We start from the raw sequence: 25,008 nt of genomic DNA, 5'->3' as shown, positions 1-25,008 counted from the left end.
GATGGCGAAGGAGGACGACCGTGCGGATCCTCGTCGTCGATGACGAACGCGAGATGGCTGGCCTCCTCTCCCGCGGTCTCGGGTCGGACGGCCACGACGTGACGACCGCGTTCGACGGCCCGACCGCGCTGGACCTCGCACGGCAGGCGATCGCGCCGGCGTCCGGTGGCGACGCGGGCTTCCAGGTCGCGGTGGTCGACGTCATGCTCCCAGGGCTCTCCGGATTCGCCGTCTGCCGCGAGCTCAAAGGCCTCGACCCGACGCTCGCGGTGATCCTGCTCACGGCGCGCGACGCCGTGGACGACCGGGTCCGCGGGCTCGACGCCGGAGCCGACGACTACATGATCAAGCCGTTCGCCTTCGCCGAGCTCGCCGCCCGGATCCGCGCGGTCCGGCGGCGGGACACGCTCACCGTGCAGCCCCGCTTGGACGTCGGTGGGCTGACGCTCGACCTGCACCGGCACCGTGCGCGCGTCGGTGACCACGACGTGCCGCTGAGCGGGACCGAGTTCGACGTCCTCCGGGTGCTCGCGACCGAGTCGGGCGCCGTCGTCTCCCGGGCGGCCATGCTGCGGGAGGTCTGGGAGACCTTCGACAACATCGACCCGAACGTCGTCGACCAGTACATCAGCCGTCTCCGTCGCAAACTCGACCTGGCGGAGGCGGGCGTCCGCATCGTGACGAGCCGCGGCGTGGGCTTCTCGCTCGTCGTCGCAGGGAGCTGAGGGCATGTCGTCGGACCGTCGTCGGTCGACGCGGCACCACGGCATCCGCACGCGGATCGCCGGGGGCAGTCTGCTCATCGCCGTCGTCGTGTCGCTCTTCGCCGGACTCGCGATCAACGCTCAGCTGGAGCGCATCGTCCGCGACGGCACCGTCCAGGCGCTCCGCAGCGACGGCGCACAATACGTGTTCGCACTGCAGGCGAGACCCGACGACCCGCTCCAGGGACCCGGCCTCGGCACCCGCATCGCGGTCATCGCCCCCGACGGCTCCATCCCGGTCTTCAGCCTGCCGACGACGCTCGCCGCGCAACTCCCGGCGCTCGCCGCGACGCGGGAGGTCACCACGGTCGACGCCGGTCCCGCCACCTACATCCTGTTGTCACAGCCCGTGACCGTCGGTGGCGACACCTGGTACGTCATCGCCGGACGCGACGAGGCCGAGGAGACGACCGTCCTCGTCCAGATGCGCCTCCTACTCGTCGGATCCTTCGCGCTCCTGGTCCTCGGTGTCGCGGCCGGCGGATGGATCCTGACGACGGTGTCGCTCCGGCCCGTCACCCGGCTCCGGGTGAGTGCGCAGAGCCTCAGTGAACGGTCGACGGACGAGGTGCTGCCGGTCGGCCGTGCGGACGACGAGATCGCGCAGCTCGCGATCACCCTCAACGACCTGATCGAGCGGCTGCGGGCCTCGGCGGACCGCGAACGGCAGCTCGTGTCCGACGCGAGTCACGAGCTCCGGACACCGCTGGCGATCCTCCGCACCCAGCTCGAACTCGCGCGCCTCGAGGACTCGTCGCGTGAACAGCTGCTCGCCGACATCGAGGGCGCTGAGCGCAGTGCGACGCGGTTGTCGGCGCTCGTCACCTCGCTCCTCGAGCTGTCCCGCATCGAAGCGGCGACGCCGGAGGAGCGGACGACCGCGGCCACGCTGGACGCCGACGTGCTCGAGGCGGTCGAGCGTGCGCGGTTCCGGGTCGCCTCGGACGACGCGCTGGCCGGGATCGAGGTCGAGTACGTGAGTGCGGTCGCCGGGAGCGGGCCGGGGGACGGTGCGGCGGTGTACGCCGTGCGCGCCGACGACGTCGGCCGGGTCGTCGACAACCTCACGGGGAACGCGCTGCAGGCCTTCGCCGATCGCGGGGGTGCTCCGCGGCGGGTGTCGGTCATGCTCGACGACGACGGCGGGCAGCTCACGCTGCGAGTGTCGGACAACGCCGGAGGGCTCGACCCGGACTTCGAACCGCGGGCGCTCGAGCGGTTCAGCCGATCGGACAAGACGCGGTCCTCCGGGCACGGTTCCGGTCTCGGGCTCGCGATCGTCGCCGCCATCGCGCGCAACGCGGGCGGCGCGATCGTGCTGCACAACCGACCCGGCCACGGTCTCGAGGTCGTCGTCACCCTGCCCGCCGCGTCGGCCCTGTCGGTCGATCCCGCCTGATCGTCGCCCGTTCTCAGGAGTCGCCCGGTGTGTCGGGGCGGGCGGGGGTGCCGCGCCCGGGAACTCCTGAGTTGGGGACGGAGACGACCGGGGACAGCCGACTGCGCGGGCGCCATGAGTCACTGCATGCAACAATGAGCCAGCCCGTCCGGCGTCGCCTGGCGGGTCCGACAGGCGAAGGGGAGCCGTGAGCGCGAGCGTGAAGGACGTCGCGGCGAGAGCCGGCGTCTCGGTCGGGACCGTCTCCAACGTGCTGAACCGCCCCGAGAAGGTCTCGCCCGTCACGGTCGACCGCGTCCACGCGGCGATCGACGAGCTCGGCTTCGTGCGGAACGACGCGGCCCGCCAGCTCCGGGCCGGTCGCAGCCGCAGTGTCGGCCTGGTGGTGCTCGACGTCGGCAACCCGTTCTTCACCGACGTCGCCCGCGGCGCCGAGGATCGAGCCGATGCGGAGGGGTGGTCGGTCCTGCTCGGCAACAGCGACGAGAGCATCGACCGCGAGCGCGCCTACCTCGACCTCTTCGAGGAGCAGCGGGTCGCCGGCGTGCTCATCACCCCGCTCGGCGACGACCTCACCCGGCTCAGTCGACTGCGCGACCGCGGGACGCCGACGGTGCTCGTCGACCGGCAGACCGAGGACACGAGCTTCTCGTCGGTCGCCGTCGACGACGTCGCGGGCGGGCGGCTCGCGGTCGAGCACCTCATCGAACTCGGTCGGCGTCGCATCGTGGTCGTAGGTGGTCCGTCCTCGCTGCGGCAGGTCGTCGACCGGCTCGCCGGTGCGCGTCAGGCGGTCGATGCAGCCATGGCCGGTGGTACCGAGGTCACCCTCGAGGTCGTGGAGACCACCGCGTTGACGGTGCTGCAGGGCCGTTCCGCGGGTGAGACTATTCGGAACCGTCCTCGTGACGAGTGGCCCGACGCGGTGTTCGCGGCCAACGACCTCCTCGCGATGGGGGTCCTGCAGGCGTTCAGCATGCTCGGTTCGGTGCGCGTGCCGGACGACATCGCCCTGATCGGGTACGACGACATCGACTTCGCGTCGGCGGCGGTCGTCCCGCTGTCGTCGATCCGTCAGCCGAGCGCGCTCATCGGCCACACCGCCGTCGAGCTCCTGCTCCGTGAGGCGGACGCGGGCGCTCGACGCGTGCCCGAGCAGATCGTCTTCCAGCCGGAACTCGTCGTCCGGCAGTCGACGGTCGGCGTCGACCCGTCCTGAGTCTGGGTGCCGCCCTGGATCACGCCGGGTGGTCGGGGACCCACGGGTCGATGAGGTGGAGGCCGACGCCGGCGAAGTCGCGCGTGTTCCGCGTCGCGAGAGCGGCGCCGGAGGATCTCGCGATGGCCGCGATGATCGCATCCTGAGGTCCGATGGGGTTGCCGGAGCGGCGTCGCGTCGTCATGAGCTCCGCGTAATCGAGCGCGGCTTCCGCGGAGAAGGGGAGGACGCGTCCTGCGAAGTCGGCATCGAGCACGGTCGCCACGGCCCCGACGAGCGCCGATCGGCGAGCGCCTGCAGGGAGGCGCAGGGCTCCTTCGAGGAGTTCGGCAGCGGTCATCGCGGTGAGGTGGAGGTCGGCCTCGTCCTGCTGGTCGATCCACCGGGCCACCGTCGGGTCGGGCCGTGGCCTGAACAGTTCGGAGACGACGTTCGTGTCGAGGATGATCACCTCGGGGCCGGGTCGTCCGCGTCGGCGCTCGCGGCATCGTCGAACGGATTCGGTCGGGTGGTCGTGGTTCGGTCGGGTAGTTCGATGACGAGTTCACCGTCGAGGTGGAGGTCGACGAAGCGCTGATGGATGCGCTCCGCCAACCCCGGTCGGTCGCTGTCAGAGGCCGAGGCGGCGCGGAGGTCCTCAGCCGTCGTCGTCCTGACGGCCGCCGCGAGGATCGCCCGGATCTCCGCCTCCATGGATCGTCCGTGCAAGGCGCCGAGCTGTTGCAGACCGCGTTTCGTGTCCTCATCGAGATTCCGGACGGTCACCGTGGGCAATGTCGTCACCTCTCGTCGGGAATGGAGTGCTAGCACGATGCTAGCAAGCCGGCGACGTGACTTCATCGGCCCTCCACAGGCCACGCCAAGCGGAGGATCCTCTCAGGGACGTCCACGTAGGGTGGCCGTTTCGCCTCCCTCGGATCGGGCAACCGGTCGACCGCGGTCATCGAGGGGCGGCTCTGCCGAGGCGATGCTGCACCCACCGAGCATGAACCGAGCGCGCCCCCGACGCGACCGAGACCCAGGACGGTACCCCGCACATGACCAGCACCACCCCTGCGCGCGCCCTCGAGCGCCGCGACCCGAACACTCCGGCCGTGGCCCCCACGCCCCCTGCCCGGACCGGTGGCCGCCACGTGGCACTCAGCCCACGAGCCGCCCGTCGCGCGGCTCGACTCGAGGACGCCAGCTGGACCGCCTCCGCCGAGGAGGAGCGACGCCACGTCGACCTCGTGCCCACCAAGCGGCCCTCGGCCCCACGCGGCAAGAGCTCGTTCGCGAAGCGCGCCAAGCCGTTCGCCACGTTCGGCGTCATGACGCTCGCAACCGGGCTCTTCGTGTCGGTGTCACTGCCGGCGGCCGCTGCCGGCGTCGACGTCGATGCGGCGACCGGTGGAGCGATCCCGTCTGCGGCGACGATGCAGTCGGTGTCGTACTCCGTGCCGTCGACCGCAGCCGATGTGCCCTTCGTGCGCGACGGCTACGGCGCGACCAGCCAGGAGGAGGTCGACGCCGCCTCGGCCGCCGCTGCAGCTGCCGCAGCCGAGGCGGCCGCGAGTGCATCCGCCGCCTCCTCGTCGTCCGCGTCGGCTTCGGCCGGACGCACGTATGCGGCTCCCGCCGTCGCCCGATCCGGCGAGGCGATCCTCGCCTACGCGGCGCAGTTCGTCGGCGTCGTCCCCTACGGCAACGGCAACGACCCGTCCGACAGCTTCGCCTGCGACGGCTACGTGCAGTACGTCTTTGCGGCGTTCGGCGTGTCCCTGCCTCGCGGCGCCGGTGCGCAGGCCGCGTCGGGCGTGCAGATCTCGGCGTCGGAGGCCGTCGCCGGCGACCTGCTCTACTGGCCGGAAGGTCACATCGCGATCTACGACGGCGCGGGCGGCATGTACGACTCTCCCGACTGGGGTCGCTACGTCCAGCACCGTCTGTCGATCTGGGGCGACCCGGTCTACATCCGCATCCCGTAGACAGTTTCCCCGTCCACAACTCCTGCTCGGCCGGCCCTCGGCCGGCAGCTCGGCCCGGTTCGCGCGGCCGTGTCTTCGGTGTGAGCCCGTCGGGCAGGAGTTGTGCACGGGCATGTCGGGGATAGCGTGGACAGATGACCGAGTTGCACGCGAGCCCGACCTCCGACGCACGTGCCTTCGAGACCTCCCTCGGCACGATCCTGGGTCGGGTCGACGGCGCGGTGGTTCGGGCCCGCGGCATCCCGTACGCCCGCGCGGGGCGCTTCGAGGTGCCGGAGCCGGCCGGTCTTCCCGTCGGCGCCGACGGCGATCCAATGCCGTTCCGGGCCTTCGAGCGGGCGCCGGCCTCACCGCAGCGGACCTCCCGGGTGCTCGAGGCCGTCCTCGAGGGCGCTGGTGAAGGGATGGTCGGCTCCGAGGACTGCCAGGCGCTCTCGATCACGGTCCCCGCCGACATGCGTCCCGACGAGTCGCTGCCGGTGATGGTCTGGATCCATGGCGGCGCCTACGTCACGGGCGCGGGTGACCTCGACGTCTACGATCCGGTCAACCTGGTCGTCGAGCAGCGGGTCATCGTGGTGTCGGTCACGTACCGGCTCGGGATCCTCGGCTTCCTCGGTGACGGTGCGACGCTGCCGGCGAACCTCGGTCTGCTGGACCTCGTCCTCGCGCTCCGGTGGATCCACGAGCACATCAGCGCGTTCGGTGGCGACCCGGGGTCGGTCACGCTCTTCGGGCAGTCGGCGGGCGGCGATGCGATCGCGCACCTCATGATCAGCGAGGGCACCGCGGGGCTCTTCCAGCGCGCCATCGTCCAGAGCGCGCCGCTCGGCATCAGCAGTGGTCGGGCGAAGATGGCGAGCGCGATGATGCGGGCGGCCGGCAGCCCGACGCGGGACACCCCGGTGGCCGAGCTGCTCGCGCTCGAAGCGCAGGTGGAGCGGGCGGCGCGACGGTTCGGACTGCGTGGTGGCATGGCGTTCGGCACCCAGTACGGTCACGCGCCGCTCCCGGCGGAGGCCGACCGCGACGCCGCTTGGCGGGAAGCCGCCTCGCGCATCGACGTCCTGATCGGCTCGACGACGGAGGAGACCCGGCTGTACGTCCCGCTCATCCCGGCCTTCGCGCGCATGACCTCGATGGCGGTCGTCGGTGACCCGATCCGGCGGGCGCTCGTCGGCGCGACCACGCACGTGACCTACACGCGCGACGCCCGGAAGTTCGTCGAGCGGCATCGTGCGTCCGGTGGTCGGGCCACGCGGTACGAGCTCAGTTGGGCGCCGCCCGGCAGTCCCTACGGAGCGTCCCATGTCACCGATCTGCCGCTCCTCCTCGGGACCGAACGGTCGTGGAGCCGGACGGCGCTCATCGGCTCGGCGACTTGGGCCGAGGTCGACCGCCGTGGCCGCTTCCTGCGACAGATGTGGGCCGACTTCGCGCGTGACGGGGTCCTGGCCGCCGACGCGACCGCAGGCCTGAGTGACGTGGTCACGCTCGACCGCTGAGCGTGGCCGGGTGCGTGGACTCTTCGTCGACGACGAGTGTCAAGCACGCGCGGGCGTGCGCCCGTGCTTCGGCCGGTGTCGGCGCAGCGGACAAGCCGAGCAGCCTGCGTCGATGCGGTTCGCCGAGGAGCAGGGTGTAGAGCTGCTCGGCCCGCTCGCCGACGTGGCCGGAGAGGAACGCGATGGAGCGGGCCGGGCCGGCGGCGTAGAAGCCGGCGGCGACCTCGGGGAACCGAGGGGATTCCGCGATCACTAGTCGGTGCAGCGCGATCGAGACGTCCGAGTGCAGTGCGATCACGAGTCGTGTCGCCGCGTCCTCGAGGGGTTCGGCTTCGGAGCCTGGCTCGTCGGCTGCGAGGAGATACCCGTGCTGACGTTCGACCGCCGCGGTCAGCACGCCGGCGAGATCGCCGAACCAGGTGTAGATCGTCCGCTTCGTCACGCCCGCGTCGGCGGCGATCGCCTCGATCGTCGTCCCGCCGTACCCGTGCTCGGTGAACCGGCGGATGGCGGCGTCGAGGATCGCGTCGCGCCGGCGTTCGCGTTCGGCTGCCGTCGGGCGACCACGTCTCGAATCCATGCTCTAATGATACGGTAACGTCTCATTAAATGGAGAGGGTGGAGATGACGAAGATCCTGCATGTCGCGATCGTCGACGATTGGGAGGCCAGTCGGCCGTTCGGCGAGTACGAGGTGTCGACGCGAGCCGTGCCGTTCGTCGACGCCGGCTTCGTCCACGCGACGACCGCTGACCGACTGCCCGAGGTGCTCGAGCGCGTCTACGGGTCGCTCCAGCTGCCGCTCGTGCTCATCGTGCTCGACGTGGAGGAGTTGCAGGCGGCGGGCATCCAGGTCACCTGGGATCCGACACCGCGCGTCATCGCTCCGCTCCCGACCGCCGGCCCGGCGATCACGGCCGAGCTCTTGCTCGAACGCGATGCGGCCGGCGCGTGGCAGGTGCCCGCGGCGCTCGCCGGGCTGCTGGGCTGAGTCCGGCGACCACAACTCCTGCGAACGGTTCGCCGTCGACCGTGAGGGCAGCGCCTGGTGCGCATGTCGACCTGCGGGCGGGCGATCAGCAGGAGTTGTGATCCCCGGGGTTACCCCAGCGCCGGCTTGATGTCCTTGACGATCGACTCCAAGATGCGCGCGTTGAAAGCGACGCCAAGCTGGTTCGGGACGGTGACGAGGACGGTGTCGGCGGCCTGTACGGCGGCATCGGCTGCGAGTTCGGCGGCGATGACGTCGGGCTCGCCGATGAAGCTGCGGCCGAAGCGCGCGAGTCCGCCGTCGAGGTGTCCGACCTGGTCCTTCGAGTCGGCCTGAGCGCGCAGTCCGAAGTAGCGGCGCGTCTCGTCGTCGATGAGCGGCAGGATGCTGCGGCTCACGGAGACCCGCGGCTGCCACTCGTGACCGGCCTCGGACCAGGCGTCACGGAACATCTGGATCTGCTCCGCCTGCAGTTCGTCGAACGGCACCCCGGTGTCCTCGGTGAGGAGCGTCGACGACATGAGGTTCATGCCCTGCTCCGCCGTCCACACCGCCGTGGACCGCGAGCCGGCGCCCCACCAGATGCGCTCGCCGAGCTCCGGCGACTGCGGCTGGATCGCGAGCAGTCCGTTGGTCCCCGCCATCTGCGGGTTGGCACGCGCCACGCCCGCTCCGGCGATGGCCGCCCGGAACACCTCGGTGTGCGAGCGGGCGATGTCCGCGTCGGTCTCATCGTCGCCTGGCACGTAACCGAACGATTCTGACCCGCGGAGGGCTGTCTCGGGTGATCCCCGGCTCACGCCGAGCTGCAGTCGGCCGTCGCTGATGAGGTCGGTGGCCGCCGCCTCCTCGGCCATGTAGAGCGGGTTCTCATAGCGCATGTCGATGACACCGGTGCCGAGTTCGATCGTCGAGGTCTTCGCCGCCATCGCCGCCAGGAGCGGGAACGGTGACGCGAGCTGCCGGGCGAAGTGGTGCACGCGCACGTACGCGCCGTCGACACCGACCTCCTCCGCCGCGACCGCGAGGTCGATGCTCTGCAGCAGTGCGTCACGCCCGGTGCGCACGCTGGAGCCCGGAACGTCTTGCCAGTGTCCGAAGGACAGGAACCCGATCTTCTTCACTGTTGATTCAACCGGCCCCAGCTCCCCCCTATTCCGCCCGCGAACTGTCGCTTGCGGCTAGTGCGAGGCCTGCACACTAGCCGGAAGTGACAGTTCGCGAGCAACGGTGTGGAGACCGGAGCGGACGGGGAACGGCGGGTGGCCGGGGAGGTCGATCATCGCCGTCGTCCCCGTGGGCACCTCGACCTCGACGTGCAGCGTGCCGTCGACGATCCGCCAGGCGATCGACGCGCGACCGTAGGGCGTCAGGTGCACGGCCGAGGCGTGGGTGAGCCCACCGCCCGGTCGGGGTCGGAACAGGATCGAGCGGTAGCCGGGCGCGGCCGGAGCGATGCCGGCGACGACCCGGTGCAGCCAGTCCGCCACCGCTCCGAGCGCGTAGTGGTTGAACGAGGTCATCTGCCCCGGGTTCACGGTCCCGTCGGGCAGCATGCTGTCCCAGCGCTCCCAGATCGTGGTCGCGCCCTGTCCCACCGCGTACAGCCAGGACGGGCACTCCTCCTCGAGCAGCAGGTCGTAGGCGCGGTCGAGATGGCCCGACGTCGTGAGCGCATCGCTCACGATCGGCGTCCCGACGAAGCCCGTCGCGATGCGGTTGCCGGCGGCGGCGACGAGGGCGCTCAACCGCTCGCCGGCGCGGTCCACGGCCGCCGGGTCCGGCAGGAGCTCGAACGCGATCGCGAGCGAGTACGCGGTCTGTGCATCACTCGTCATCAGCCCGTCTTCGCCGACGTACTCCACGAGGAACGCCCGGCGGGTCGCCTCAGCGAGCTCGGCGTAGTGCTCAGCGTCGTCCACCCGGCCGAGCACGGCGGCGGTCTTCGCGAGGTGCGCCGTGGACCAGGCCGAGTAGCCGGTGGCGACGAGGTGGCGGTCGGTGAGCGACTCCGCCGGCCGATCCGGTGGAGCGGCCGGGTCGAGCCAGTCGCCCAGCTGGAACCCCTCGTTCCACAGGTGGTCAGGGCCGGAGAGCCGATGCACGAGGTCGACCCACCGCTTCGCGCTGTCGTACTGGGCCGCGAGGACGCCGATGTCGCCGAAGCGCTCGTAGAGCACCCATGGGGTGAGGACGGCGACGTCGCCCCACACGGCGCCGGGTCGGTTCGGCGTCCACTGGCCGTCGTCGGGGATGAAGGGGACGTACCAGGGCACGGTGCCGTCCTCGTGCTGCTCGACCGCGACGTCCTGCAACCAGGAGCCGAGCATGCCCGACACGTCGTACAAGAACGAAGCGGTCCGCGCGAAGACCTGCAGGTCGCCGGTCCAACCGACGCGCTCGTCTCGCTGCGGGCAGTCGGTGGGGAGGTCGACGAAGTTCCCGCGCATACTCCAGAGCACGTTCTCGTGCAGGCGGTCCACCCGCTCGTCGGAGCTCTCGAACCAGCCCGTCCGCTCGAGGTCGGAGTGGTAGACCCGCGCGACGACGTCGCCGTTCGCGACCGCCTCGTCGAGATCGCCCGGCCATCCGGTGATCTCCGCGTACCGGAAGCCGTGGATCGTGAACCGCGGCTCCCACTCCTCCGCGGCACCGCCGTCCGCCGGAGCCGGGCGGCCGGCGAGGGTGTAGCTGTCGGTCGCCTTCGCCTCGCGGAGCGGACGGGTGTAGATCTCGCCCCCTGCATGACCTCCGCGGTCCGGATCACGACCGTCTCGCCCGCCGGACCGGTGACCCGGATGCGCAGTCGACCGACGAGGTTCTGGCCGAGGTCGAGGATGCGCCTGCCGCTCGGGCTCGTGAGGACCGCGATCGGCGCGACCTCCTGCGTCGCGCGCACCGGGGGTCCCTGCGGTGCGACCAAGGTGGCGGGGTCGCGTGTGCCGATCCGTACGCCGGCCCACCCGCTGTCGTCGAAGCCGGGCTCCGACCATCCGGGGAGCTCCTCGCGGGCGTCGTAGTGCTCACCGTCGTAGTTGCCGGAGCTGATGATGGGGCCGAACGAGGCGCGCCAATGCTCGTCGGTCGCGATGGTCTCGACGCGACCGTCCTCATAGCGGAGTTCGAGCTGGGCGATGAGCGAGAGGTCCGAGCCGAACAGGTTGCGGAAGCCACCGCGCCACCCCAGTCGACCCCGGTACCACCCGTCGCCCATCCAGGAGCCGATCGCGTTGTCGCCGGGGTGCAGGAGCTCGGTGACATCGTGCGTCGCCGTGCGCAGTCGGCTCGCGTAGCTGGTCCAACCCGGCGCGAGCGCCTCGTCGCCGACGCGACGACCGTTGATCTCCGCCTCGTAGACACCGTGCGCCGTGAGGTACAACCGCGCCGAGACGAGGTCGGCACCGACGGTGAAGTCCCGCCGTAGCAGCGGTGGCCGACGTGTGTCGCTCTCCGGCTCCTCATCCCAGTCGGCTGCGACCGGCACCGCGACCCAGTCGCCCGGTGCGAGCAGGCCGGCCTCGACCGTCGCCACCGGGCTCCAGTCGGCCGCCTCGACTGCCCGGCCAGGGCCGCTGTCGGTGCCCCACACCCGCACGCGCACCGATGCCACCTCACGAGAGCGGAGCGGAGCGGCGGGCCAGGCGACGAGGACGGATTCACCGGTGGCGACCCGGCCCGTGGTCGTGACCCGCCCGTCGCGGGTGATCTCGATCTCGGCGGCGTGCTGCTCCCAGCCGGCGGGCGCGAGGTTCGTCCAGCTCAGCCTCGGGGTGGCGTCGCCGATCCCTCGGGCCTCGCGGAGGTGCTCGAATCTGGGGGCGCTCGTGGTCACCATCGTGGCTGCTGGTCCTTTCGTCAGGCAGGGCGCGTCGCAGCTCGCTCGGCGATCAACTCTGACACGTTTCAAAACCCGATGCTACAGCGTAGGCATGCGATAAAGCGAGGATGATGCGACGCTTCTTGACACGTTTCAAAACCTGGACCAGGATGGAGGCGCTGGCGCGGTCGAAGCGGATCCGTCAGGTGGGGCGCGCCGATACGCGGCCGGCCCGCGCTCACGACGACGACGATGGAGAGCGACGATGACAGCACCCGAAGCACCAGCCAGACCGACCGTCGCCCTCGTCGGCACCCTCGATACCAAGGGTGCCGAGTACCGGTGGGTCGCCGAGCGTCTCGGCGAACTGGGCGCGGACGTCGTGGTCGTCGACGCCGGAACGCGCGAGCCCCACGGGTACATCCCTACCGTGGACCACCCGAACCACGAGGTGGCGGCCACTGCCGGGACCGATCTCGAGACGCTGCTCGCCGCGGAGGACCGTGGCGCCGCCGTGAGCGCGATGGCCGAGGGTGCTGCGACCGTGATCGGTCGGCTGCACGCCTCCGGGCGGGTCGACGCCGTCCTCGCCCTCGGTGGCAGCGGTGGGTCGGCCATCGCCGCCCGGGTCTTCCGCGAACTGCCGATCGGGGCCCCGAAGCTCCTCGTGTCGACGATGGCGTCCGGGGACGTCGCGCCGTACGTCGGCGCGAACGACGTGACGCTCATGTACAGCGTGGTCGACATCGCCGGGATCAACCAGATCTCCCGTGCCGTCCTCGGGAACGCGGTGGCGGCCATCGCCGGCATGGCGGCGGCTGCGCAGGCGCGAGGTCCGGCTTCGTCCGCTGAGCGGACGGACCGCCCCCTCATCGGGGCGTCGATGTTCGGGGTCACGACGCCGGCGGTCGACGTGGCTCGCGAGCGCCTCGACGAACTCGGCTACGAAGTCCTCGTCTTCCACGCCACCGGCTCGGGTGGGCAGGCACTGGAATCGCTCGCCCGGAGTGGCATGCTCGCGGGGGTCCTCGACCTCACCACCACCGAACTCGCCGACGACCTCGTCGGTGGCATGCTGACGGCGGGCCCCGACCGACTCACCGCGGCCGGCGCGGCAGGTGTCCCGCAGCTCGTCAGCCTCGGCGCCCTCGACATGGTGAACTTCGGCCCTCGCGACACCGTGCCGGAGCGGTTCGCCGATCGCGATTTCTTCGTCCACAACGCGACGGTGACGCTCATGCGCACCACGGTCGACGAGAACCGCGCACTGGGCGAGCGGATCGGGGCGAAGCTCGCAGGAGCCGAGGCCCCCACCGTCCTGCTGATCCCGCGCGGCGGTGTCTCGGCGCTCGACGCCGAGGGCTTGCCCTTCCGCGACCCGGCGGCGGACACGGCGCTCGTCGATGCGGTGCTCGCGGGCGTGGCGGGCAGCGCGGTCACCGTCGTCGACCGTCCGGAACACCTCAATGATCCGGTGTTCGCGAGGATCGCAGCCGACACCCTGCACGCCCTGATCGAGCGGAACAGCGCCGGCCAGCACAGCACAACGGAAGAGGACTGACCATGGACAGGACCATCGCACTCGAACGTCTCCGCGCCACCGTCGCGCGCGGTGAGGCCGTCATCGGCGCCGGGGCGGGCACCGGCATCTCGGCGAAGTCCGCGGAGGCGGGCGGCGTCGACCTCATCATCATCTACAACTCCGGCCGGTACCGGATGGCCGGTCGCGGCTCACTGTCGGGGCTGCTCGCCTACGGGGACGCCAACCAGGTCGTCGTGGAGATGAGCCGGGAGGTGCTGCCGATCGTCCGCGACACCCCGGTGCTCGCCGGCGTGAACGGGACGGACCCGTTCCGGATCATGGAGCGCTTCCTCGACGAACTCAAGACGATGGGGTTCACCGGCGTGCAGAACTTCCCGACCGTCGGGCTCTTCGACGGCGTCTTCCGCCAGAACCTCGAGGAGACGGGCATGGGCTACGACCTCGAGGTCGACATGATCCGCCTCGCCGCCGAGCGCGACCTCCTCACGACGCCGTACGTCTTCGACGTCCAGTCGACGGTCGCGATGACCGAGGCGGGTGCCGACGTCCTCGTCCCGCACATGGGCCTCACGACCGCCGGCACGATCGGCGCGACCACGGCGCTCTCGCTGGAGGAGTCGGCGCACCGGGTGCAGGAGATGCGGGACGCGGCCGTCGCGATCAACCCGGACGTCATCGTGCTGTGCCACGGCGGTCCGATCGCCGAACCCGAGGATGCCGCCTACATCCTCGCCAACACGACTGGTGTCTCCGGGTTCTTCGGCGCATCATCCGTCGAGCGTCTCCCGACCGAGCGCGCCATCAAGCGCCAGATCGAGGACTTCAAGGCCATCCAGACCCGCTGACCGCCCGCACCGCCCACCGCACGACCACTCGACGAGGAGCCTCACATGACCGAACACGCCATCACCCCCGCCACCGCCGGCCGTCGCCCCGACGAGGTCCCCACCCGGGTCTTCGACTGGGGCACCATCAAGTGGCTCGTCACCCCGCATCTCGACGAGGGCGCCGGGCTCACGGTCGGCGAGGTCATCGTCTACCCCGGGCAGGGCCACGCACCCCATCAGCACCCGGGCGAGGAGGAGGTCATCACGGTGATCTCCGGTGAGGGCGTGCAGACGGTCGGCGACGGTCCGGCGTTCCCGATCCGCGAGGGCGACGCCGTGTACATCCCGAAGGACACCGTGCACTCCACCTACAACACGACGTGGCGCCCGCTGCGGCTGTCGGTCGTGTACACGCCGGGTGGCGCGGAGACGGGGCTCGACGGCCTGCCCGACGCGCGCATCCTCGACGCCGGAACGGCCCCGAGCTGGAAGCAGGACCGCTGATGCCGGTGATCGAACCGGGCTCCTGGGTGCATCCGGGTTCGAAGCCGGACTGGAGCGAGATCGGCACGATCGGGCGCTTCGCGGTGTCGGTCGACGGCGGACGGTTCGACCGGCACCATCATGACGACCACGAGATCTGGTTCATCACGGAGGGTAAGGGGAAGGTGCTCGTTGACGGTGGTGAGCGATACGTGCAGTCGGGCGACATCGTGCTGACGCAGGCCGGCGACACCCACGACATCGTCGAGGTGTACGAGACGATCCGCGGCTTCTTCACGGAGACGGGACTCCCGGCCGGTGGGCGCGTCGGTCATCTGCATGCGAACGACGAGGACGCCGCCGGCCACGTGGTGACCGCACTCCCGCTGCCTGCTGACTTCCCGGCCCGAGCCTAGGATTGTCGGTATGCGCATCGCCGTCACCGGGAGTTCGGGCAAGCTCGGTTCCGCCACCGTCGAACGACTGCGGCGGGACGGCCACGACGTGCACGGGCTCGACGTCGCGGGCGCGGCCGGGCCGGGGTTCACCCGTGTGGACCTGGCCGACTACGGGCAGACGATCGACAGCCTGCTCGGGGTGACGGCGAGGTTCGCAGGTCTCGACGCCGTGGTGCACCTGGCCGCGATCCCGGTGAACGGGCTCGTGCCGGATGCGGCGACGTTCCACAACAACCTGACCGTGTCGTTCAACGTGCTGCACGCGGCGCTGCGGGCGGGGATCCGGACGATCGTGACGGCGTCGAGCATCACGGCCATGGGATTCCCGTTCGAGGAGGACCCCGAGTTCCTGCCGATCGACGAGACGGTCAGTCGCGCGAACAACACCTACGCGCTCGGGAAGGTCGCCGAGGAGGCGATGTCCGCACAGCTGGTGCGGTGGGCCGACGGGACGTCGATCACCGCGTTGCGGTTCACGAACGTCGTGGCGCCGGGGGAGTACGGGACGTTCGCACGCGCGTCGGAGCCCGGGTACCGACGCGACCTCCTGTTCAGCTATGTCGACGCACGTGACGGTGCGCAGGCGGTCGCGCTGGCGCTGACCCGAGCGGAGCCCGGCTTCGAGGTCTATGACGTGTGCGCCTCCGACAACGGGACGACCGTGCCGTCGGCGGAGCTCGCGGCGACGCACTTCCCCGGTGTCCCGCTGCGGGCGGGGCTCGGCGAGTTCGAGACGCTCATGTCCATCGACAAGGCCCGCACACGGCTCGGCTTCGAGCCCGAGTACTCCTGGCGGGACGAGTTCGAGCGCGAGCAATCGATGCGGGGCTGACCGGCCGCCTCGAATTCGGTGCGGGTAGGGTGAGCGAGCGGCGGTCCGGGGGTGGACCGTCGCGTTGGGGGAAGTATGACCGGGTCATCGAGCGAACCGCTGCCGGAGGAGACCGGGCCGGGTGTCGTCGTGCCGATTGAGGACGGGTTCTTCCGGGAGCGGACGTATCAGAAAGCTCCGTTCGGGCAGGCTGCTCGCCGATTCGTCATCACGCTCGCGATGCTCGGCGCCGGAGTCAGTGGGCTCATCGCAGTGATCGGTTTCGGTATCGGATCCTTTCAAGGCACCTACCCGACCTTCGACGGGCAGGTCTGGACGTGCGGCTACGCCTCCGTCGAGTCCGATTGCCAGGCGGAACTGCGTTCCACGGTGGAGACGCGGTTCGGCGTCGACCTGGGCGATGACGTTCGGGTGAGCGAGCTCCGGAAGTCCGGGATCTTGTCCATCGAGTACACGGCCAGAATCGAGTTCCCCTCGTCCTCCGTAGTGCCGTCGACCGTGACCTCGGTCGCCCCTGTCCCATTCGGGAACGGGCTGGCTGCTCGCGGCGACTCGTCGGACGGCACCATCGTCGTCTATCTCAGGACGAACCGGTCCTGAGGAACGTGTGGCGGCGTTCGTTCGATCATCCGGTCTCGGCGAAGGCCGGTCTCGTTTCGTGTTGACGTCCGTCAGGTGTCGTCCAATGGAGTGTGCCGCCAGGGCGAGGCTCGACCTCCCACCCGGGCAGGTGTTTGAGTCGATGGTGATGACGGCAGAGGGCGGCGAGATTGTCGATACTCGTGGTGCCGCCGTGCTCCCACGCCGTGGTGTGGTCGAGGTCGCAGTTGCGCGCCTGCCGGCCGCATCCCGGTGCCCGACACGTGACGTCGCGCAGGCGCACCGCGCGCTGGAGATCGGCCGGCACCCGGTACTGCTCGCGGCCGACGGAGAGGACGGCGCCGGTCTCCGGTTGGGTGAGCACTCTCGTCATGGACGGGGCTGCGACCGCGAGCCGGGCGGCGGTTTCGGGGTCGATCGGCCCGTAGCCGTCGAGGGTGCTCGGTTCATCGGTGACGCCGAGTAGCGAGAGGACGGGTACGCCGAGCTGGACGGAAGGGCGGATGTGCGCCTCGACGTCGACGGGGCGCTCGATGAGCGCGGACTGCTGAGCCGACCTGGCGGCCCAGTCGCTCGGGGCACCCGCACCCCGAGCCAGACCACCTCCCCGCCGGACTCCGGGTCGGCGGGGATCGGCTTGCCGTCGGTGCTGACGGTGCCTGCCACGGCGAGCGAGGCCAACGCGTCGGCGCGAAGCTGCGCGAGCGTGCGGTCGTCGCCCGCGGCGCGAGCCGGCACGGCAACACCGTCGAGCCGCGACATGATCGCGTACGCGATGGGTGCGGTCGTCATGAGGTTCAGCCAGGCCATGCCGTCTGCGGCGGGCTCGATCGTCACTCGGCGGTCGGCTCGGGAGCGGCGCGCTCGTACGGTGATCGACTCGGGGTGCAACCGTTCGCGCAGCACCCGGGCGCGTCGCTTGAGGAGCGCCGGCGTGGTCCGCTCGGCGACCGGGAGCACCTGCTGGAGGAACCTCTCGCGCACGCCGGCCGGGACGTCGCGCAGCTGGTCGGTCACGGCCCTGGCATGTCCGGCGCTGATCGTGCCGCGTTCCAGTGCTTCGAGCACCGACGGCGCCTGGTGGACGAGGGCCTCCGCCTCACCGATGCGGTGCTGCAGCGTCGGCTCGGACATGCGAGTCGCCATGGCGAGCGATGCGCAGATCGAACGCCGTGCGAGGTCGCGTCCCTCCGACTCGGACATGCGTGACGACATCACTGCGGAGGTGGTCGCGTCAGCGTACGCCGCCGCCTCCGCGAGGAGTCGGGCTTCCTCGGCGTCGAGTGCGGCTCGTCGCCGGGCGAGCTCCGCGAAGCGGTCCGAGAAGGAGGCGAGGCGCACTGCGAAGACGTCGCTCGGGTGCTCGCGGCTCGCGGAGGTGGTCATGCCTCCAGTCCATCATGGACCACTGACATTCGAGATGGTCAGTGCGGTTCTCCGCGACCGTGGACCGGGGCCGCGTTCGCGGGAGGCTCGCCGACCTCCTCCACCGTGTGGCCGCTGCAACCCGTCGACGTCACGCTGGCTCGCTCGATACGCGCCACGGTGAACCACCGCATCGCATCGCGCATCCGGCACCATCCGACGAGGTACCACTGACCGTTCGTCGATGCGAACAGCACAGGCTCGACGTCGCGCGTGGTCGTGCTCCCCGTCCGCGAGGTGTATCGGATGCGGACGACCCGTTGCTCGGCCATCGCCTCCTCGAGCGCCGATCGGACGACGCGCGAAGCGGTCGGGGGCGCATCGACCCAGATCCGGCCGGCCAGTGCGTCGGCTCGTGCCCGGGTCCTGGGGTCGAGGACGTCCAGGATCTTCCGCACTCCGGCGGCAGCCAGATCCGCGTACGGGGCGTCGGGTGCCGCGGACACCCCCGACATGAGCGCCACCGCCTGCACCGGGGACAGGCTGACCGATGGCAGTGTCGCCCCGACGGCCAAGCCGTATCCGCCACCTGGTCCGGGGCGTGACCAGATGGGCGCGCCGCTGCGCTCGAGCGCCTGCAGATCCCGCTTGACCGTCCGCACTGAGACGCCGAAGTCCCTCGCCAACCACTCGGCGGAGGTTCCTCGCGATCCACCCCGACGCAGTGCCTCGGACAGGGCGTGGAGTCGCTCCGCCCGCTTCATCGGCTCACGAGTTCGAGAATCATGACAGAAATAGTGACACACACCTGCCTGGAGCGCGCTTCAGGCTGGAGTCATGAACACACAGAACGACACCCCGACCATCATCCTCATCGCCGGCCACTGGCTGGGCGCCTGGGCCTGGGACGACGTCCTCGAGCATCTCGACACCGACCGTTCGCGCACCGTCGCGATCACCCTGCCCGGCCTCGACGACGCCGATCCCGACCGGTCCAGCAGGACGCTCGACGACCAAGTCGCCGCGATCACGGAGGTCCTCGCCCGGCGGGACGTCTCTGCGGACCACCCAGCGGTCATCGTCGCGCACAGCGGGGCGAACGCTCCCGTCAGCCTGCTCCTCGACCGGCATCCGGAGCTCGTCCGCCGGGTGGTCTGGGTGGACTCCGGGCCGCTGGCGTCCGGAACGGTCTTCGCACCGGACCTCCCGGACGACGTGGACGAGCTTCCGCTCCCGGCGTTCGACGTCCTCGCGAAGCAGGCGAGCCTCGACGGCTTGAGCGCCGAGGTCCTCGACCGGTTCCGAGTGCGGGCGGTCGCTGAGCCGGGGCCCGTCCTCCGACAGTCCGTCGAGCTGACCAACGACGCCCGCGCCGCCGTCCCGACCACCCTGGTGTGCTGCTCGATCCCGAGCGCGCGGGTGCTGGACCTGGCCCGAGGCGGACACCCCATGTTCGCCGAGGTCGCGGAGCTCGAGACCGTCGAGGTCGTCGACCTTCCGACGGGTCACTGGCCGATGTGGAGCCGTGCCGGCGAGCTCGCGGAGGTGATCCGCTCAGCGGCGCTCACCCCGCGTCCGCAGGGTCGAGACCGGTCCGACGCCGGGACCCGCCAGGTCGGCTAGCGGACGTCAGCCTCGGCCGTCGCGAACGCCCGCACCTCGGCGACTTCGCGGATCTCGTCGGCACCGATGTTCGCCCCGAAGAGCTCGTGTCCGGGTTCGAGGACGACGCCCGCGCGCAGCGGTCCGATCTCGACGGGGTCGAACCCGAGGGCGTCCACCACGGCCGAGACGGCTGCCCGGTCCGCGGGGGCGTCGCCGGCGATCGCGATGCCCTTGCGGCCCGGCGTGCCGGCCGGACGCGGTTCCCCGTCGAGGTCGTGGTACCCCATGTGGTTGAACGCCTTCACGACCCGTGACTCCGGCAGGAAGGCGGCGACCAGCTCGCTCGTCGAGGTCTCCGGCGCACTGAGGTCCTCGCGATGCCCGTCGACCTCCCACCAGTAGTTCATGGCGTCGATGACGAGCTTGCCGCGCAGCTCGTCGACGGGCACCGACCGGTGCTTGCCGAGGGGCAGCGCGAGGATGACGAGGTCGGCCTGGGCCGCTGCCTCGGCGGCGGTCGTGGCGACGGCACCCGGCGCGAGGACGTCGATCGTCAGGGCGATCCGGGCGGCGTCGCGCGAACCGCTGATGAGCACCCGGTATCCGGCGGCGACCGCGAGTCGTGCCAGGACCGTGCCGACCTTGCCGGCGCCGAGGATGCCGATGGTGATGCCCTGCGACGGAGTCGGCTCGTCGGGGGATCGGTCGGTTCCGGAAGCGGTGTCGGACATGGGTCTCCTTCGTGGACGGTGCGGCCGCACGCGGTCGCCTGGGTCAACCGGGGGTCGTCCGTCGCTATTCCGACACCGATCGCTCGGGCCGCGCAACCCCTCCTGCCCGATCGCCCGCTCGACGTACCGTTGCCGCATGACTGACGCAGAACAGACCGATGCAACGACCCCCGACGCAACGACCTCCGGCGCGCCCGAGACGATCGGTGCCACCGAGGAGACCCTCGGAGCCCGTGGCGACGACAGCTCGACGAGCGCGAGCAAGGACCCCGAGGACTGGGTCACCGGCGACGAGCCGATGACCGGCCCGCAGCGCAGCTACCTCGACACCCTGGCACGCGAGGCAGGCGAGGAGCTCCCCGCCGACCTGACGAAGGCGCAGGCCTCCGAACACATCGACCGGCTGCAGAACGCCACCGGTCGCGGTCAGTCCGGATCCTGAGCGCCGCCGCCACCGTGACCGATCCCAGTACGGCACAGCTCCATCACGAGGTGGTCGTCATCGGTGGCGGCAACGCCGGTCTCTCCGTCGCCGGGAGGCTCCGGCGATACGGCGTGGATGACGTCGCGGTCATCGAACCGCGGGAGCACCACCGGTACCAGCCGATGTTCTCGCATGTCGCCGGCGGGACCGCGTCCGCGTCGGTCGCCACGAGGCCACAGCACGCCGTGACGCCGAAGGGCGTGACCTGGATCCAGGACCGGGTGCGGTCCATCGATCCGGTCGCGAAGACGGTGACGCTGGAATCCGGCACCGCCGTCGAGTACGACCAGCTCATCGTCGCTCCGGGCATCCAGCAGGACTGGGACGCCGTGCCCGGTCTGACGGAGGCGATGGCGTCGCCGGTGGGGATCTCCAACTACACGTTCGAGTACGCGCAGAAGGCCTCGCGGGTGCTCCGGTCGGTCCGCTCCGGCACCGTCGTGTTCACGCAGCCCGCCGGCCCCGCGAGCTGCTCGGGTGCCGCACAGAAGCCGATGTACCTCGCGTGCGACCACTGGCGGCAGACGGGCGTCCTCGACGACATCCGTGTGGTGCTCGTCGTGCCCACACCCACGATGTTCGGCATGCCGATGGTCGACGCCGAACTCGACCGCAAGGTCGTCGAGTACGGCATCGAGGTGCGGTTCTCGCGCGAGCTCGTCGCGGTGGATCCGGAGCGGAGCGTGGTGACCATCGCGCAGACCGACCCGCAGGACGGCCCGGATCGCGGGCAGGACGGCGTGACGGGCGGACTCCGGGAGGAGATCCCCTACGACGTCCTCCACGCCGTGCCGCCGCAGTCCGCACCCGACTGGCTCGCGGCCACGGCGCTCGCCGACCCCGGCAACCCGGGTGGGTTCGTCGAGGTCGACTCGTTGACCCTGCGGCATCCGCGCTTCCCAGACGTCTGGGCGCTCGGAGACGCCGCCGCGGTGATGAGTTCGAAATCCGGCGGTGCCCTCCGGCAACAGACGAAGACCCTCGCGAAGAACCTCGTCGCCGTGCGGTCCGGCCAGGAGCCGAGCACGGTCTACAACGGCTACTCGGTGTGCCCGTTCACGGTCTCCCGCGGGACGGTGGTGTTCGCCGAGTTCGACGACCGCTACCGCCCGAAGCCCTCGATCCCGTTCTGGAACGGACTCGCGAAGGAGCGTCGGTTCACGTTCGTCGCCGACCGCTACGTCCTGCCCTGGGTGTACTGGAACCTCATCCTGCAGGGTCGGGCGTGAGCGTCCGCAACCGCACGCCGAACGTCGTCTCCATCACCGGCACCCGGTAGCGCTCGGGCAGAGCCGACCCGCACGACGAACTGCCGAGGCCCTGCTGCGCGTGGTCGAGGTTGAGCCACACGCGGCCGGAGTCTCGGAGGTCCTGCGGGTGGCGGGCCTCCTCGAGCGCTTCGCTCGTCCATCGTCGGGCGGTGAAGTCGAAGCCGGTGTCCTGCAGCCGCTCGGCGCGCAGGGTCGGCAGGCCGTCGCCGGTGAGTTCCACCCACCGCGTCCCGACGTGGTTGCCGTTCTCCTCAGGCACCGGGTAGTCGGTCTGGAGCCCGTCGATGCTGCTCGTGAAGCGACCGATGCGTGCCGCGGCGAGGCTGTCGACGTACGACTCGCCAGGTCCGCGCCCGAACCAGCTCGCATCGCGATACCCGCCGGGCAGACCGAGCCGGAGGCCCAGGCGCGGCAGCGTCAGCACGTGATCGCCGATGGGGGTGTGCTCCCAGATGCCCTCGGGGACGACGGCGACCGACAGGTCCAGAGCGCCACCCACGTCGGTCCAGTCGAACGTCCAGCGCAGGCCGAGCCCATGCGCGGCCGGGGCGCTGCGGCCGGATACCCGCAGGCCGCCGCCCTGCCCGTCGTCGATCTGCTCGACGGCGTCGGTGCGGTGGAGGAAGCGATCGAGTCCCGTGAGCTTCCAACTGGCGGCGGCGGTGTTCCGTGGGCCCTGACCCCGGTCGTTCTCGGTGGGTGCGCGCATGATGTCGAGGACGGGGCCGTCGAGCTCCAGGTCGCCGAGCGCGATGAGCCGACCGGTGCGGGCGTCGAAGGAGCCTGCGCCGAGGGTGAGGCGGTGGCCCGGCGTGCGGTCGGCGTGAGCGAGCGGGCTGCGCGCTGCGATCGGGACCGGAACGGTGACGCCGGTCGGATCCGGTGACCGGACGGCGGCGATCCGGGCCTGGCCGAACGCGACCTCGTGTCCCGCTGCCGCCCACGGCTCGTCCGCGGCGAGGACGGCCCGCACGGTGAGCCAGTGTTCAACGGGTGCACCGGAGATCGGGTCGGTGCCGGTGGTCGGCGCGGTCGCCTCGGCCGGCAGCTCGACGGTCGCCTGGCTCCGCGGGCCCACCGCAGGCATCTCCAGTTCACCGGACGCGACCGCGACACCGTCGTCCTCGAGCTGCCACCGCAGTGCCAGGTGGCCGAGCGTGCGCACGTCGTGCTTGTTCCGTACCGTCAGCGTGCCCCCGGTCTCGCGTCCACAACTCCTGCAGGTCGCACCTGCAGCGGTGTCCGGCTCTCGCCAGTCCGGGTCGGAATTCGGGTTCGGCGGGCATGAGCAGGAGTTGTGCACGTCGACCAGGAGCTCGACCGGACTGATCGCGGCGTGCAGCTCGGCGAGGCCGGGGGAGGGCGTGCGATCGGCGAAGACGAGTCCGTCGAGGCAGTAGCGTCCGCCGTTCGGTCGGAAGGCGACATCGCCACCGTGCATGACGAACTCGTTCCCGGTGGCGTCGGTGCTGCGGAAGCCGTGGTCGATCCACTCCCAGACGAAGCCGCCGCAGAACCGGTCGGAGGACTCGAGGATCCGCTGGTAATCGACGAGCGACCCCGGTCCGTTGCCCATCGCGTGCGCGTACTCGCAGAGCAGGAACGGGAGCCTCCGCCGACGCACGTCGTCCGGCGACCCCGCCACGACGCCTGCGGGGGTCGGTTCCTCGCGACGCCCGATGGCCTCGAGCAGCTCCTGGTCGGGGTACATGAGGCTCGAGAAGTCCGAGTTCCGATACGACGGATCGCGCTCGTACATGATCGGCCGGGACGGGTCGCGCTCGCGGATCCACTGCTCCAGCACGTCGAAGTTCTCGCCGACCCAGCTCTCGTTCGCCATCGACCAGACGACGATCGACGGGTGGTTCTTGTCGCGCTCGACCATCCGCTGGACACGGTCGAGCATGGCGTCGCGCCAGACCGGCTCCGTCGGCGGATTGCCGGCCCAGTCGGTGTAGATGAAGCCGTGGGTCTCGAGGTCGCACTCCTCGACCACCCACAGCCCCAGCTCGTCGCAGAGGCGGAGGAAGTCGGGGTGGGGCGGGTAGTGGCTCGTGCGCACGGCGTTGATGTTGTGCTGCTTCATGAGCAGGATGTCCTGCCGCATGGTCTCCGTGTCGAGCGAACGGCCGCGGTCCTGGTCGTGCTCGTGCCGGTTGACCCCGCGGAACAGCACCGGGACGCCGTTCACGAGGAAGCGGCCGTCTTCGATGGAGACGGTGCGGAACCCGACGCGCAGCTCGACGGTCTCGCCGGCCACGGGCGTCTCGTCGGTCGGCCGCGGCCTGAGGTGCGCCGTGTAGAGGCGCGGCACCTCGGCGCTCCAGGGCTCGACCGGCAGAGCGGTCGCGGTGCCGGTGGGGAGGTCGCGGATGCCGAGCTCGGGGACGTCGACGAGGCCGGGGACGTCGGTGTCGACGCGCAGGACGCCGATGCCGTCGCGGTGGTCGTAGCTCGCGCGGACCTGGACGTCGTCGATCGCGCCGGCCGGGCGTTCCAGGAGGTCGACGTCGCGGAAGATCCCGGGCAACCACCACATGTCCTGGTCCTCCAGGTAGGTGCCGCTCGACCACCGGTGCACCCGCACGGCGAGGACGTTCTCACCGGAGACGAGGTGCTCCCCGACGTCGTACTCCACCGGGAGCCGGCTGCCCTTGCTGTGGCCGAGGAGGACGCCGTTCAGCCACACGGTCCCGCAGGAGTCGACACCCTGGAAGCGCAGCACCGTGTCCGTGCGACGCCAGCCGACCGGCAGGACGAAGGTACGGCGGTAGTCGCCCGTCGGGTTCTCCTCGGGTACGCGAGGCGGGTCGATCGGGATCGGGAACGCGGTGTTCGTGTACAGCGGCTGCCCGTGGCCCTCGAGGACCCAGTGGGCAGGCACCCGGATGCGGTCCCAGGAGTCGTCGTCGAGCGAGGGATCGCCGAAGGTGTCGCCCGTCCCGTCGGCCGTCAGCGAGAGGGTGAACGCCCAGTCGCCGTTGAGGGACAGCCGACGTGCGTCGCTCAGTTCGTCGGCACGGGGTCGCCGCCGCCCGGTCCCCGGGATCGGGTCTTCGACCCACGACGCTGCGAGCCCTGCTGAGTCGTTCATCGTCGTGCAACCTTCATCGTGATTGGTGGGTCGATCGTCCTGTTCGCAATTCAG

At 70.8% G+C, this 25,008-nt stretch carries 25 protein-coding genes and 1 pseudogene; 15 read left to right on the top strand and 11 right to left on the bottom strand.

The features are described 5' to 3' along the window. Positions 1–20: 20 nt before the first annotated feature. From FGL15_RS07095 to FGL15_RS07085, 3 genes are all read left to right on the top strand, one after another. Positions 21–725, top strand: a complete 705-nt coding sequence (locus FGL15_RS07095) for a response regulator transcription factor (RefSeq protein WP_240773838.1) — start codon at positions 21–23, stop codon at positions 723–725. Positions 726–729: 4 nt separating this feature from the next. Further along, positions 730–2,163 carry a HAMP domain-containing sensor histidine kinase gene (locus tag FGL15_RS07090; RefSeq protein ID WP_138945510.1) on the top strand — a complete coding sequence of 478 codons (1,434 nt, stop codon included), beginning with the start codon at positions 730–732 and terminating at the stop codon, positions 2,161–2,163. A gap of 187 nt (positions 2,164–2,350) precedes the next feature. Then, positions 2,351–3,382 carry a LacI family DNA-binding transcriptional regulator gene (locus FGL15_RS07085; RefSeq protein WP_205858699.1) on the top strand — a complete coding sequence of 344 codons (1,032 nt, stop codon included), beginning with the start codon at positions 2,351–2,353 and terminating at the stop codon, positions 3,380–3,382. Between the two features lie 19 nt (positions 3,383–3,401). Here FGL15_RS07085 and FGL15_RS07080 read toward each other — a convergent pair whose 3' ends face one another. Together FGL15_RS07080 and FGL15_RS07075 are read right to left on the bottom strand one after the other, a co-directional pair. Further along, entirely contained in the window at positions 3,402–3,833 is a 432-nt protein-coding gene (locus FGL15_RS07080) for a type II toxin-antitoxin system VapC family toxin (RefSeq protein WP_138945509.1), read from the bottom strand. Beyond that, positions 3,830–4,147 carry a hypothetical protein gene (locus FGL15_RS07075; RefSeq protein WP_205858698.1) on the bottom strand — a complete coding sequence of 106 codons (318 nt, stop codon included), beginning with the start codon at positions 4,145–4,147 and terminating at the stop codon, positions 3,830–3,832. The genes FGL15_RS07080 and FGL15_RS07075 overlap by 4 nt, the downstream gene beginning before the upstream one ends. A 272-nt stretch (positions 4,148–4,419) precedes the next feature. Here FGL15_RS07075 and FGL15_RS07070 point away from each other — a divergent pair, with 272 nt between their 5' ends. Continuing rightward, positions 4,420–5,349, top strand: coding sequence for a C40 family peptidase (locus tag FGL15_RS07070; RefSeq protein ID WP_138945508.1), 930 nt, complete (start codon positions 4,420–4,422; stop codon positions 5,347–5,349). Positions 5,350–5,483: 134 nt separating this feature from the next. After that, the gene (locus tag FGL15_RS07065; RefSeq protein WP_138945507.1) at positions 5,484–6,854 is read left to right on the top strand and encodes a carboxylesterase family protein; all 1,371 of its coding nucleotides are present in this window, start codon (positions 5,484–5,486) and stop codon (positions 6,852–6,854) included. Here FGL15_RS07065 and FGL15_RS07060 read toward each other — a convergent pair. Further along, positions 6,838–7,434: a TetR/AcrR family transcriptional regulator C-terminal domain-containing protein gene (locus FGL15_RS07060; RefSeq protein WP_138945506.1), complete on the bottom strand. Its 597-nt coding sequence runs from the start codon at positions 7,432–7,434 to the stop codon at positions 6,838–6,840. The two genes, FGL15_RS07065 and FGL15_RS07060, sit on opposite strands and share 17 nt — an antisense overlap. Before the next feature lie 44 nt (positions 7,435–7,478). Here FGL15_RS07060 and FGL15_RS07055 point away from each other — a divergent pair, with 44 nt between their 5' ends. Then, on the top strand, positions 7,479–7,844 hold the full coding sequence (locus tag FGL15_RS07055; protein WP_138945505.1) for a DUF952 domain-containing protein: 366 nt from the start codon (positions 7,479–7,481) through the stop codon (positions 7,842–7,844). Positions 7,845–7,954: 110 nt separating this feature from the next. On the opposite strand, the gene FGL15_RS07050 is transcribed toward FGL15_RS07055, so the two are convergent. The 3 genes and pseudogenes from FGL15_RS07050 to FGL15_RS21460 all read right to left on the bottom strand — a co-directional run. Then, the gene (locus FGL15_RS07050) at positions 7,955–8,968 is read right to left on the bottom strand and encodes an LLM class flavin-dependent oxidoreductase (RefSeq protein WP_138945504.1); all 1,014 of its coding nucleotides are present in this window, start codon (positions 8,966–8,968) and stop codon (positions 7,955–7,957) included. A gap of 57 nt (positions 8,969–9,025) precedes the next feature. Then, positions 9,026–9,367, bottom strand: coding sequence for an alpha-L-rhamnosidase C-terminal domain-containing protein (locus FGL15_RS21465; protein WP_370282211.1), 342 nt, complete (start codon positions 9,365–9,367; stop codon positions 9,026–9,028). After that, positions 9,368–11,178, bottom strand: a pseudogene (locus FGL15_RS21460) (family 78 glycoside hydrolase catalytic domain); the annotation flags it as partial. Between the two features lie 748 nt (positions 11,179–11,926). Between FGL15_RS21460 and FGL15_RS07040 the strand changes: the two are divergent. The 6 genes from FGL15_RS07040 (at position 11,927) to FGL15_RS07015 (ending at position 16,404) form a co-directional block, all read left to right on the top strand. After that, positions 11,927–13,222: a Tm-1-like ATP-binding domain-containing protein gene (locus tag FGL15_RS07040; protein WP_138945503.1), complete on the top strand. Its 1,296-nt coding sequence runs from the start codon at positions 11,927–11,929 to the stop codon at positions 13,220–13,222. Positions 13,223–13,224: 2 nt separating this feature from the next. Further along, on the top strand, positions 13,225–14,049 hold the full coding sequence (locus tag FGL15_RS07035; RefSeq protein ID WP_138945502.1) for a phosphoenolpyruvate hydrolase family protein: 825 nt from the start codon (positions 13,225–13,227) through the stop codon (positions 14,047–14,049). Between the two features lie 45 nt (positions 14,050–14,094). Next, the gene (locus tag FGL15_RS07030; protein ID WP_138945501.1) at positions 14,095–14,535 is read left to right on the top strand and encodes a cupin domain-containing protein; all 441 of its coding nucleotides are present in this window, start codon (positions 14,095–14,097) and stop codon (positions 14,533–14,535) included. Next, positions 14,535–14,930: an AraC family ligand binding domain-containing protein gene (locus FGL15_RS07025; protein ID WP_138945500.1), complete on the top strand. Its 396-nt coding sequence runs from the start codon at positions 14,535–14,537 to the stop codon at positions 14,928–14,930. Before FGL15_RS07030 ends, FGL15_RS07025 begins: the two co-directional genes overlap by 1 nt. A gap of 10 nt (positions 14,931–14,940) precedes the next feature. Next, positions 14,941–15,804 carry an NAD(P)-dependent oxidoreductase gene (locus FGL15_RS07020; protein WP_138945499.1) on the top strand — a complete coding sequence of 288 codons (864 nt, stop codon included), beginning with the start codon at positions 14,941–14,943 and terminating at the stop codon, positions 15,802–15,804. Positions 15,805–15,879: 75 nt separating this feature from the next. Next, positions 15,880–16,404 (top strand): hypothetical protein, encoded by a 525-nt coding sequence (locus tag FGL15_RS07015; protein ID WP_138945498.1) that lies wholly within the window; start codon positions 15,880–15,882, stop codon positions 16,402–16,404. A gap of 25 nt (positions 16,405–16,429) precedes the next feature. On the opposite strand, the gene FGL15_RS20785 is transcribed toward FGL15_RS07015, so the two are convergent. The 3 genes from FGL15_RS20785 to FGL15_RS07000 are packed head-to-tail and all read right to left on the bottom strand — an operon-like array spanning position 16,430 to position 18,533. Then, complete coding sequence (locus FGL15_RS20785) at positions 16,430–16,777, bottom strand: HNH endonuclease signature motif containing protein (RefSeq protein WP_240773836.1); 348 nt, start codon at positions 16,775–16,777, stop codon at positions 16,430–16,432. Next, complete coding sequence (locus FGL15_RS20780) at positions 16,774–17,790, bottom strand: DUF222 domain-containing protein (protein ID WP_138945496.1); 1,017 nt, start codon at positions 17,788–17,790, stop codon at positions 16,774–16,776. The genes FGL15_RS20785 and FGL15_RS20780 overlap by 4 nt, the downstream gene beginning before the upstream one ends. Positions 17,791–17,828: 38 nt before the next feature. After that, the gene (locus FGL15_RS07000) at positions 17,829–18,533 is read right to left on the bottom strand and encodes a YafY family protein (RefSeq protein WP_138945495.1); all 705 of its coding nucleotides are present in this window, start codon (positions 18,531–18,533) and stop codon (positions 17,829–17,831) included. 73 nt (positions 18,534–18,606) lie between these two features. Between FGL15_RS07000 and FGL15_RS06995 the strand changes: the two genes are divergently transcribed. Then, on the top strand, positions 18,607–19,392 hold the full coding sequence (locus FGL15_RS06995) for an alpha/beta fold hydrolase (protein WP_138945494.1): 786 nt from the start codon (positions 18,607–18,609) through the stop codon (positions 19,390–19,392). Here the strand turns inward: FGL15_RS06995 and FGL15_RS06990 are convergent. Further along, on the bottom strand, positions 19,389–20,105 hold the full coding sequence (locus FGL15_RS06990) for an NADPH-dependent F420 reductase (RefSeq protein WP_138945493.1): 717 nt from the start codon (positions 20,103–20,105) through the stop codon (positions 19,389–19,391). The genes FGL15_RS06995 and FGL15_RS06990 overlap by 4 nt on opposite strands. A gap of 136 nt (positions 20,106–20,241) precedes the next feature. Between FGL15_RS06990 and FGL15_RS06985 the strand changes: the two genes are divergently transcribed. After that, positions 20,242–20,547 carry a DUF3072 domain-containing protein gene (locus FGL15_RS06985; protein WP_079706423.1) on the top strand — a complete coding sequence of 102 codons (306 nt, stop codon included), beginning with the start codon at positions 20,242–20,244 and terminating at the stop codon, positions 20,545–20,547. Positions 20,548–20,561: 14 nt separating this feature from the next. Then, complete coding sequence (locus tag FGL15_RS06980; RefSeq protein ID WP_138945492.1) at positions 20,562–21,818, top strand: NAD(P)/FAD-dependent oxidoreductase; 1,257 nt, start codon at positions 20,562–20,564, stop codon at positions 21,816–21,818. Here FGL15_RS06980 and FGL15_RS06975 read toward each other — a convergent pair. After that, on the bottom strand, positions 21,796–24,954 hold the full coding sequence (locus FGL15_RS06975; RefSeq protein WP_138945491.1) for a glycoside hydrolase family 2 TIM barrel-domain containing protein: 3,159 nt from the start codon (positions 24,952–24,954) through the stop codon (positions 21,796–21,798). The genes FGL15_RS06980 and FGL15_RS06975 overlap by 23 nt on opposite strands. Between the last annotated feature and the right edge of the window lie 54 nt (positions 24,955–25,008).

Source organism: Plantibacter sp. M259, from assembly GCF_006065115.1.
Taxonomy (GTDB): domain Bacteria; phylum Actinomycetota; class Actinomycetes; order Actinomycetales; family Microbacteriaceae; genus Plantibacter; species Plantibacter auratus.
The sequence above is the reverse complement of the archived record's forward strand: the minus strand, read 5'-3'. Positions and strand labels throughout refer to the sequence as shown.

Bases quoted from the DNA above. Each gene is read 5' to 3' on its own strand.
- FGL15_RS07015 (WP_138945498.1), top strand. From the start codon at position 15,880: ATGACCGGGTCATCGAGCGAACCGCTGCCGGAGGAGACCGGGCCGGGT.
- FGL15_RS06975 (WP_138945491.1), bottom strand. From the start codon at position 24,954: ATGAACGACTCAGCAGGGCTCGCAGCGTCGTGGGTCGAAGACCCGATC.
- FGL15_RS07055 (WP_138945505.1), top strand. From the start codon at position 7,479: ATGACGAAGATCCTGCATGTCGCGATCGTCGACGATTGGGAGGCCAGT.
- FGL15_RS06995 (WP_138945494.1), top strand. From the start codon at position 18,607: ATGAACACACAGAACGACACCCCGACCATCATCCTCATCGCCGGCCAC.
- FGL15_RS20780 (WP_138945496.1), bottom strand. From the start codon at position 17,790: ATGACCACCTCCGCGAGCCGCGAGCACCCGAGCGACGTCTTCGCAGTG.
- FGL15_RS07070 (WP_138945508.1), top strand. From the start codon at position 4,420: ATGACCAGCACCACCCCTGCGCGCGCCCTCGAGCGCCGCGACCCGAAC.
- FGL15_RS06985 (WP_079706423.1), top strand. From the start codon at position 20,242: ATGACTGACGCAGAACAGACCGATGCAACGACCCCCGACGCAACGACC.
- FGL15_RS06990 (WP_138945493.1), bottom strand. From the start codon at position 20,105: ATGTCCGACACCGCTTCCGGAACCGACCGATCCCCCGACGAGCCGACT.
- FGL15_RS07020 (WP_138945499.1), top strand. From the start codon at position 14,941: ATGCGCATCGCCGTCACCGGGAGTTCGGGCAAGCTCGGTTCCGCCACC.
- FGL15_RS07025 (WP_138945500.1), top strand. From the start codon at position 14,535: ATGCCGGTGATCGAACCGGGCTCCTGGGTGCATCCGGGTTCGAAGCCG.
- FGL15_RS07030 (WP_138945501.1), top strand. From the start codon at position 14,095: ATGACCGAACACGCCATCACCCCCGCCACCGCCGGCCGTCGCCCCGAC.
- FGL15_RS21465 (WP_370282211.1), bottom strand. From the start codon at position 9,367: ATGACCTCGTTCAACCACTACGCGCTCGGAGCGGTGGCGGACTGGCTG.
- FGL15_RS20785 (WP_240773836.1), bottom strand. From the start codon at position 16,777: ATGACGAGAGTGCTCACCCAACCGGAGACCGGCGCCGTCCTCTCCGTC.
- FGL15_RS07035 (WP_138945502.1), top strand. From the start codon at position 13,225: ATGGACAGGACCATCGCACTCGAACGTCTCCGCGCCACCGTCGCGCGC.
- FGL15_RS07060 (WP_138945506.1), bottom strand. From the start codon at position 7,434: ATGGATTCGAGACGTGGTCGCCCGACGGCAGCCGAACGCGAACGCCGG.
- FGL15_RS07040 (WP_138945503.1), top strand. From the start codon at position 11,927: ATGACAGCACCCGAAGCACCAGCCAGACCGACCGTCGCCCTCGTCGGC.
- FGL15_RS07065 (WP_138945507.1), top strand. From the start codon at position 5,484: ATGACCGAGTTGCACGCGAGCCCGACCTCCGACGCACGTGCCTTCGAG.
- FGL15_RS07090 (WP_138945510.1), top strand. From the start codon at position 730: ATGTCGTCGGACCGTCGTCGGTCGACGCGGCACCACGGCATCCGCACG.
- FGL15_RS07000 (WP_138945495.1), bottom strand. From the start codon at position 18,533: ATGAAGCGGGCGGAGCGACTCCACGCCCTGTCCGAGGCACTGCGTCGG.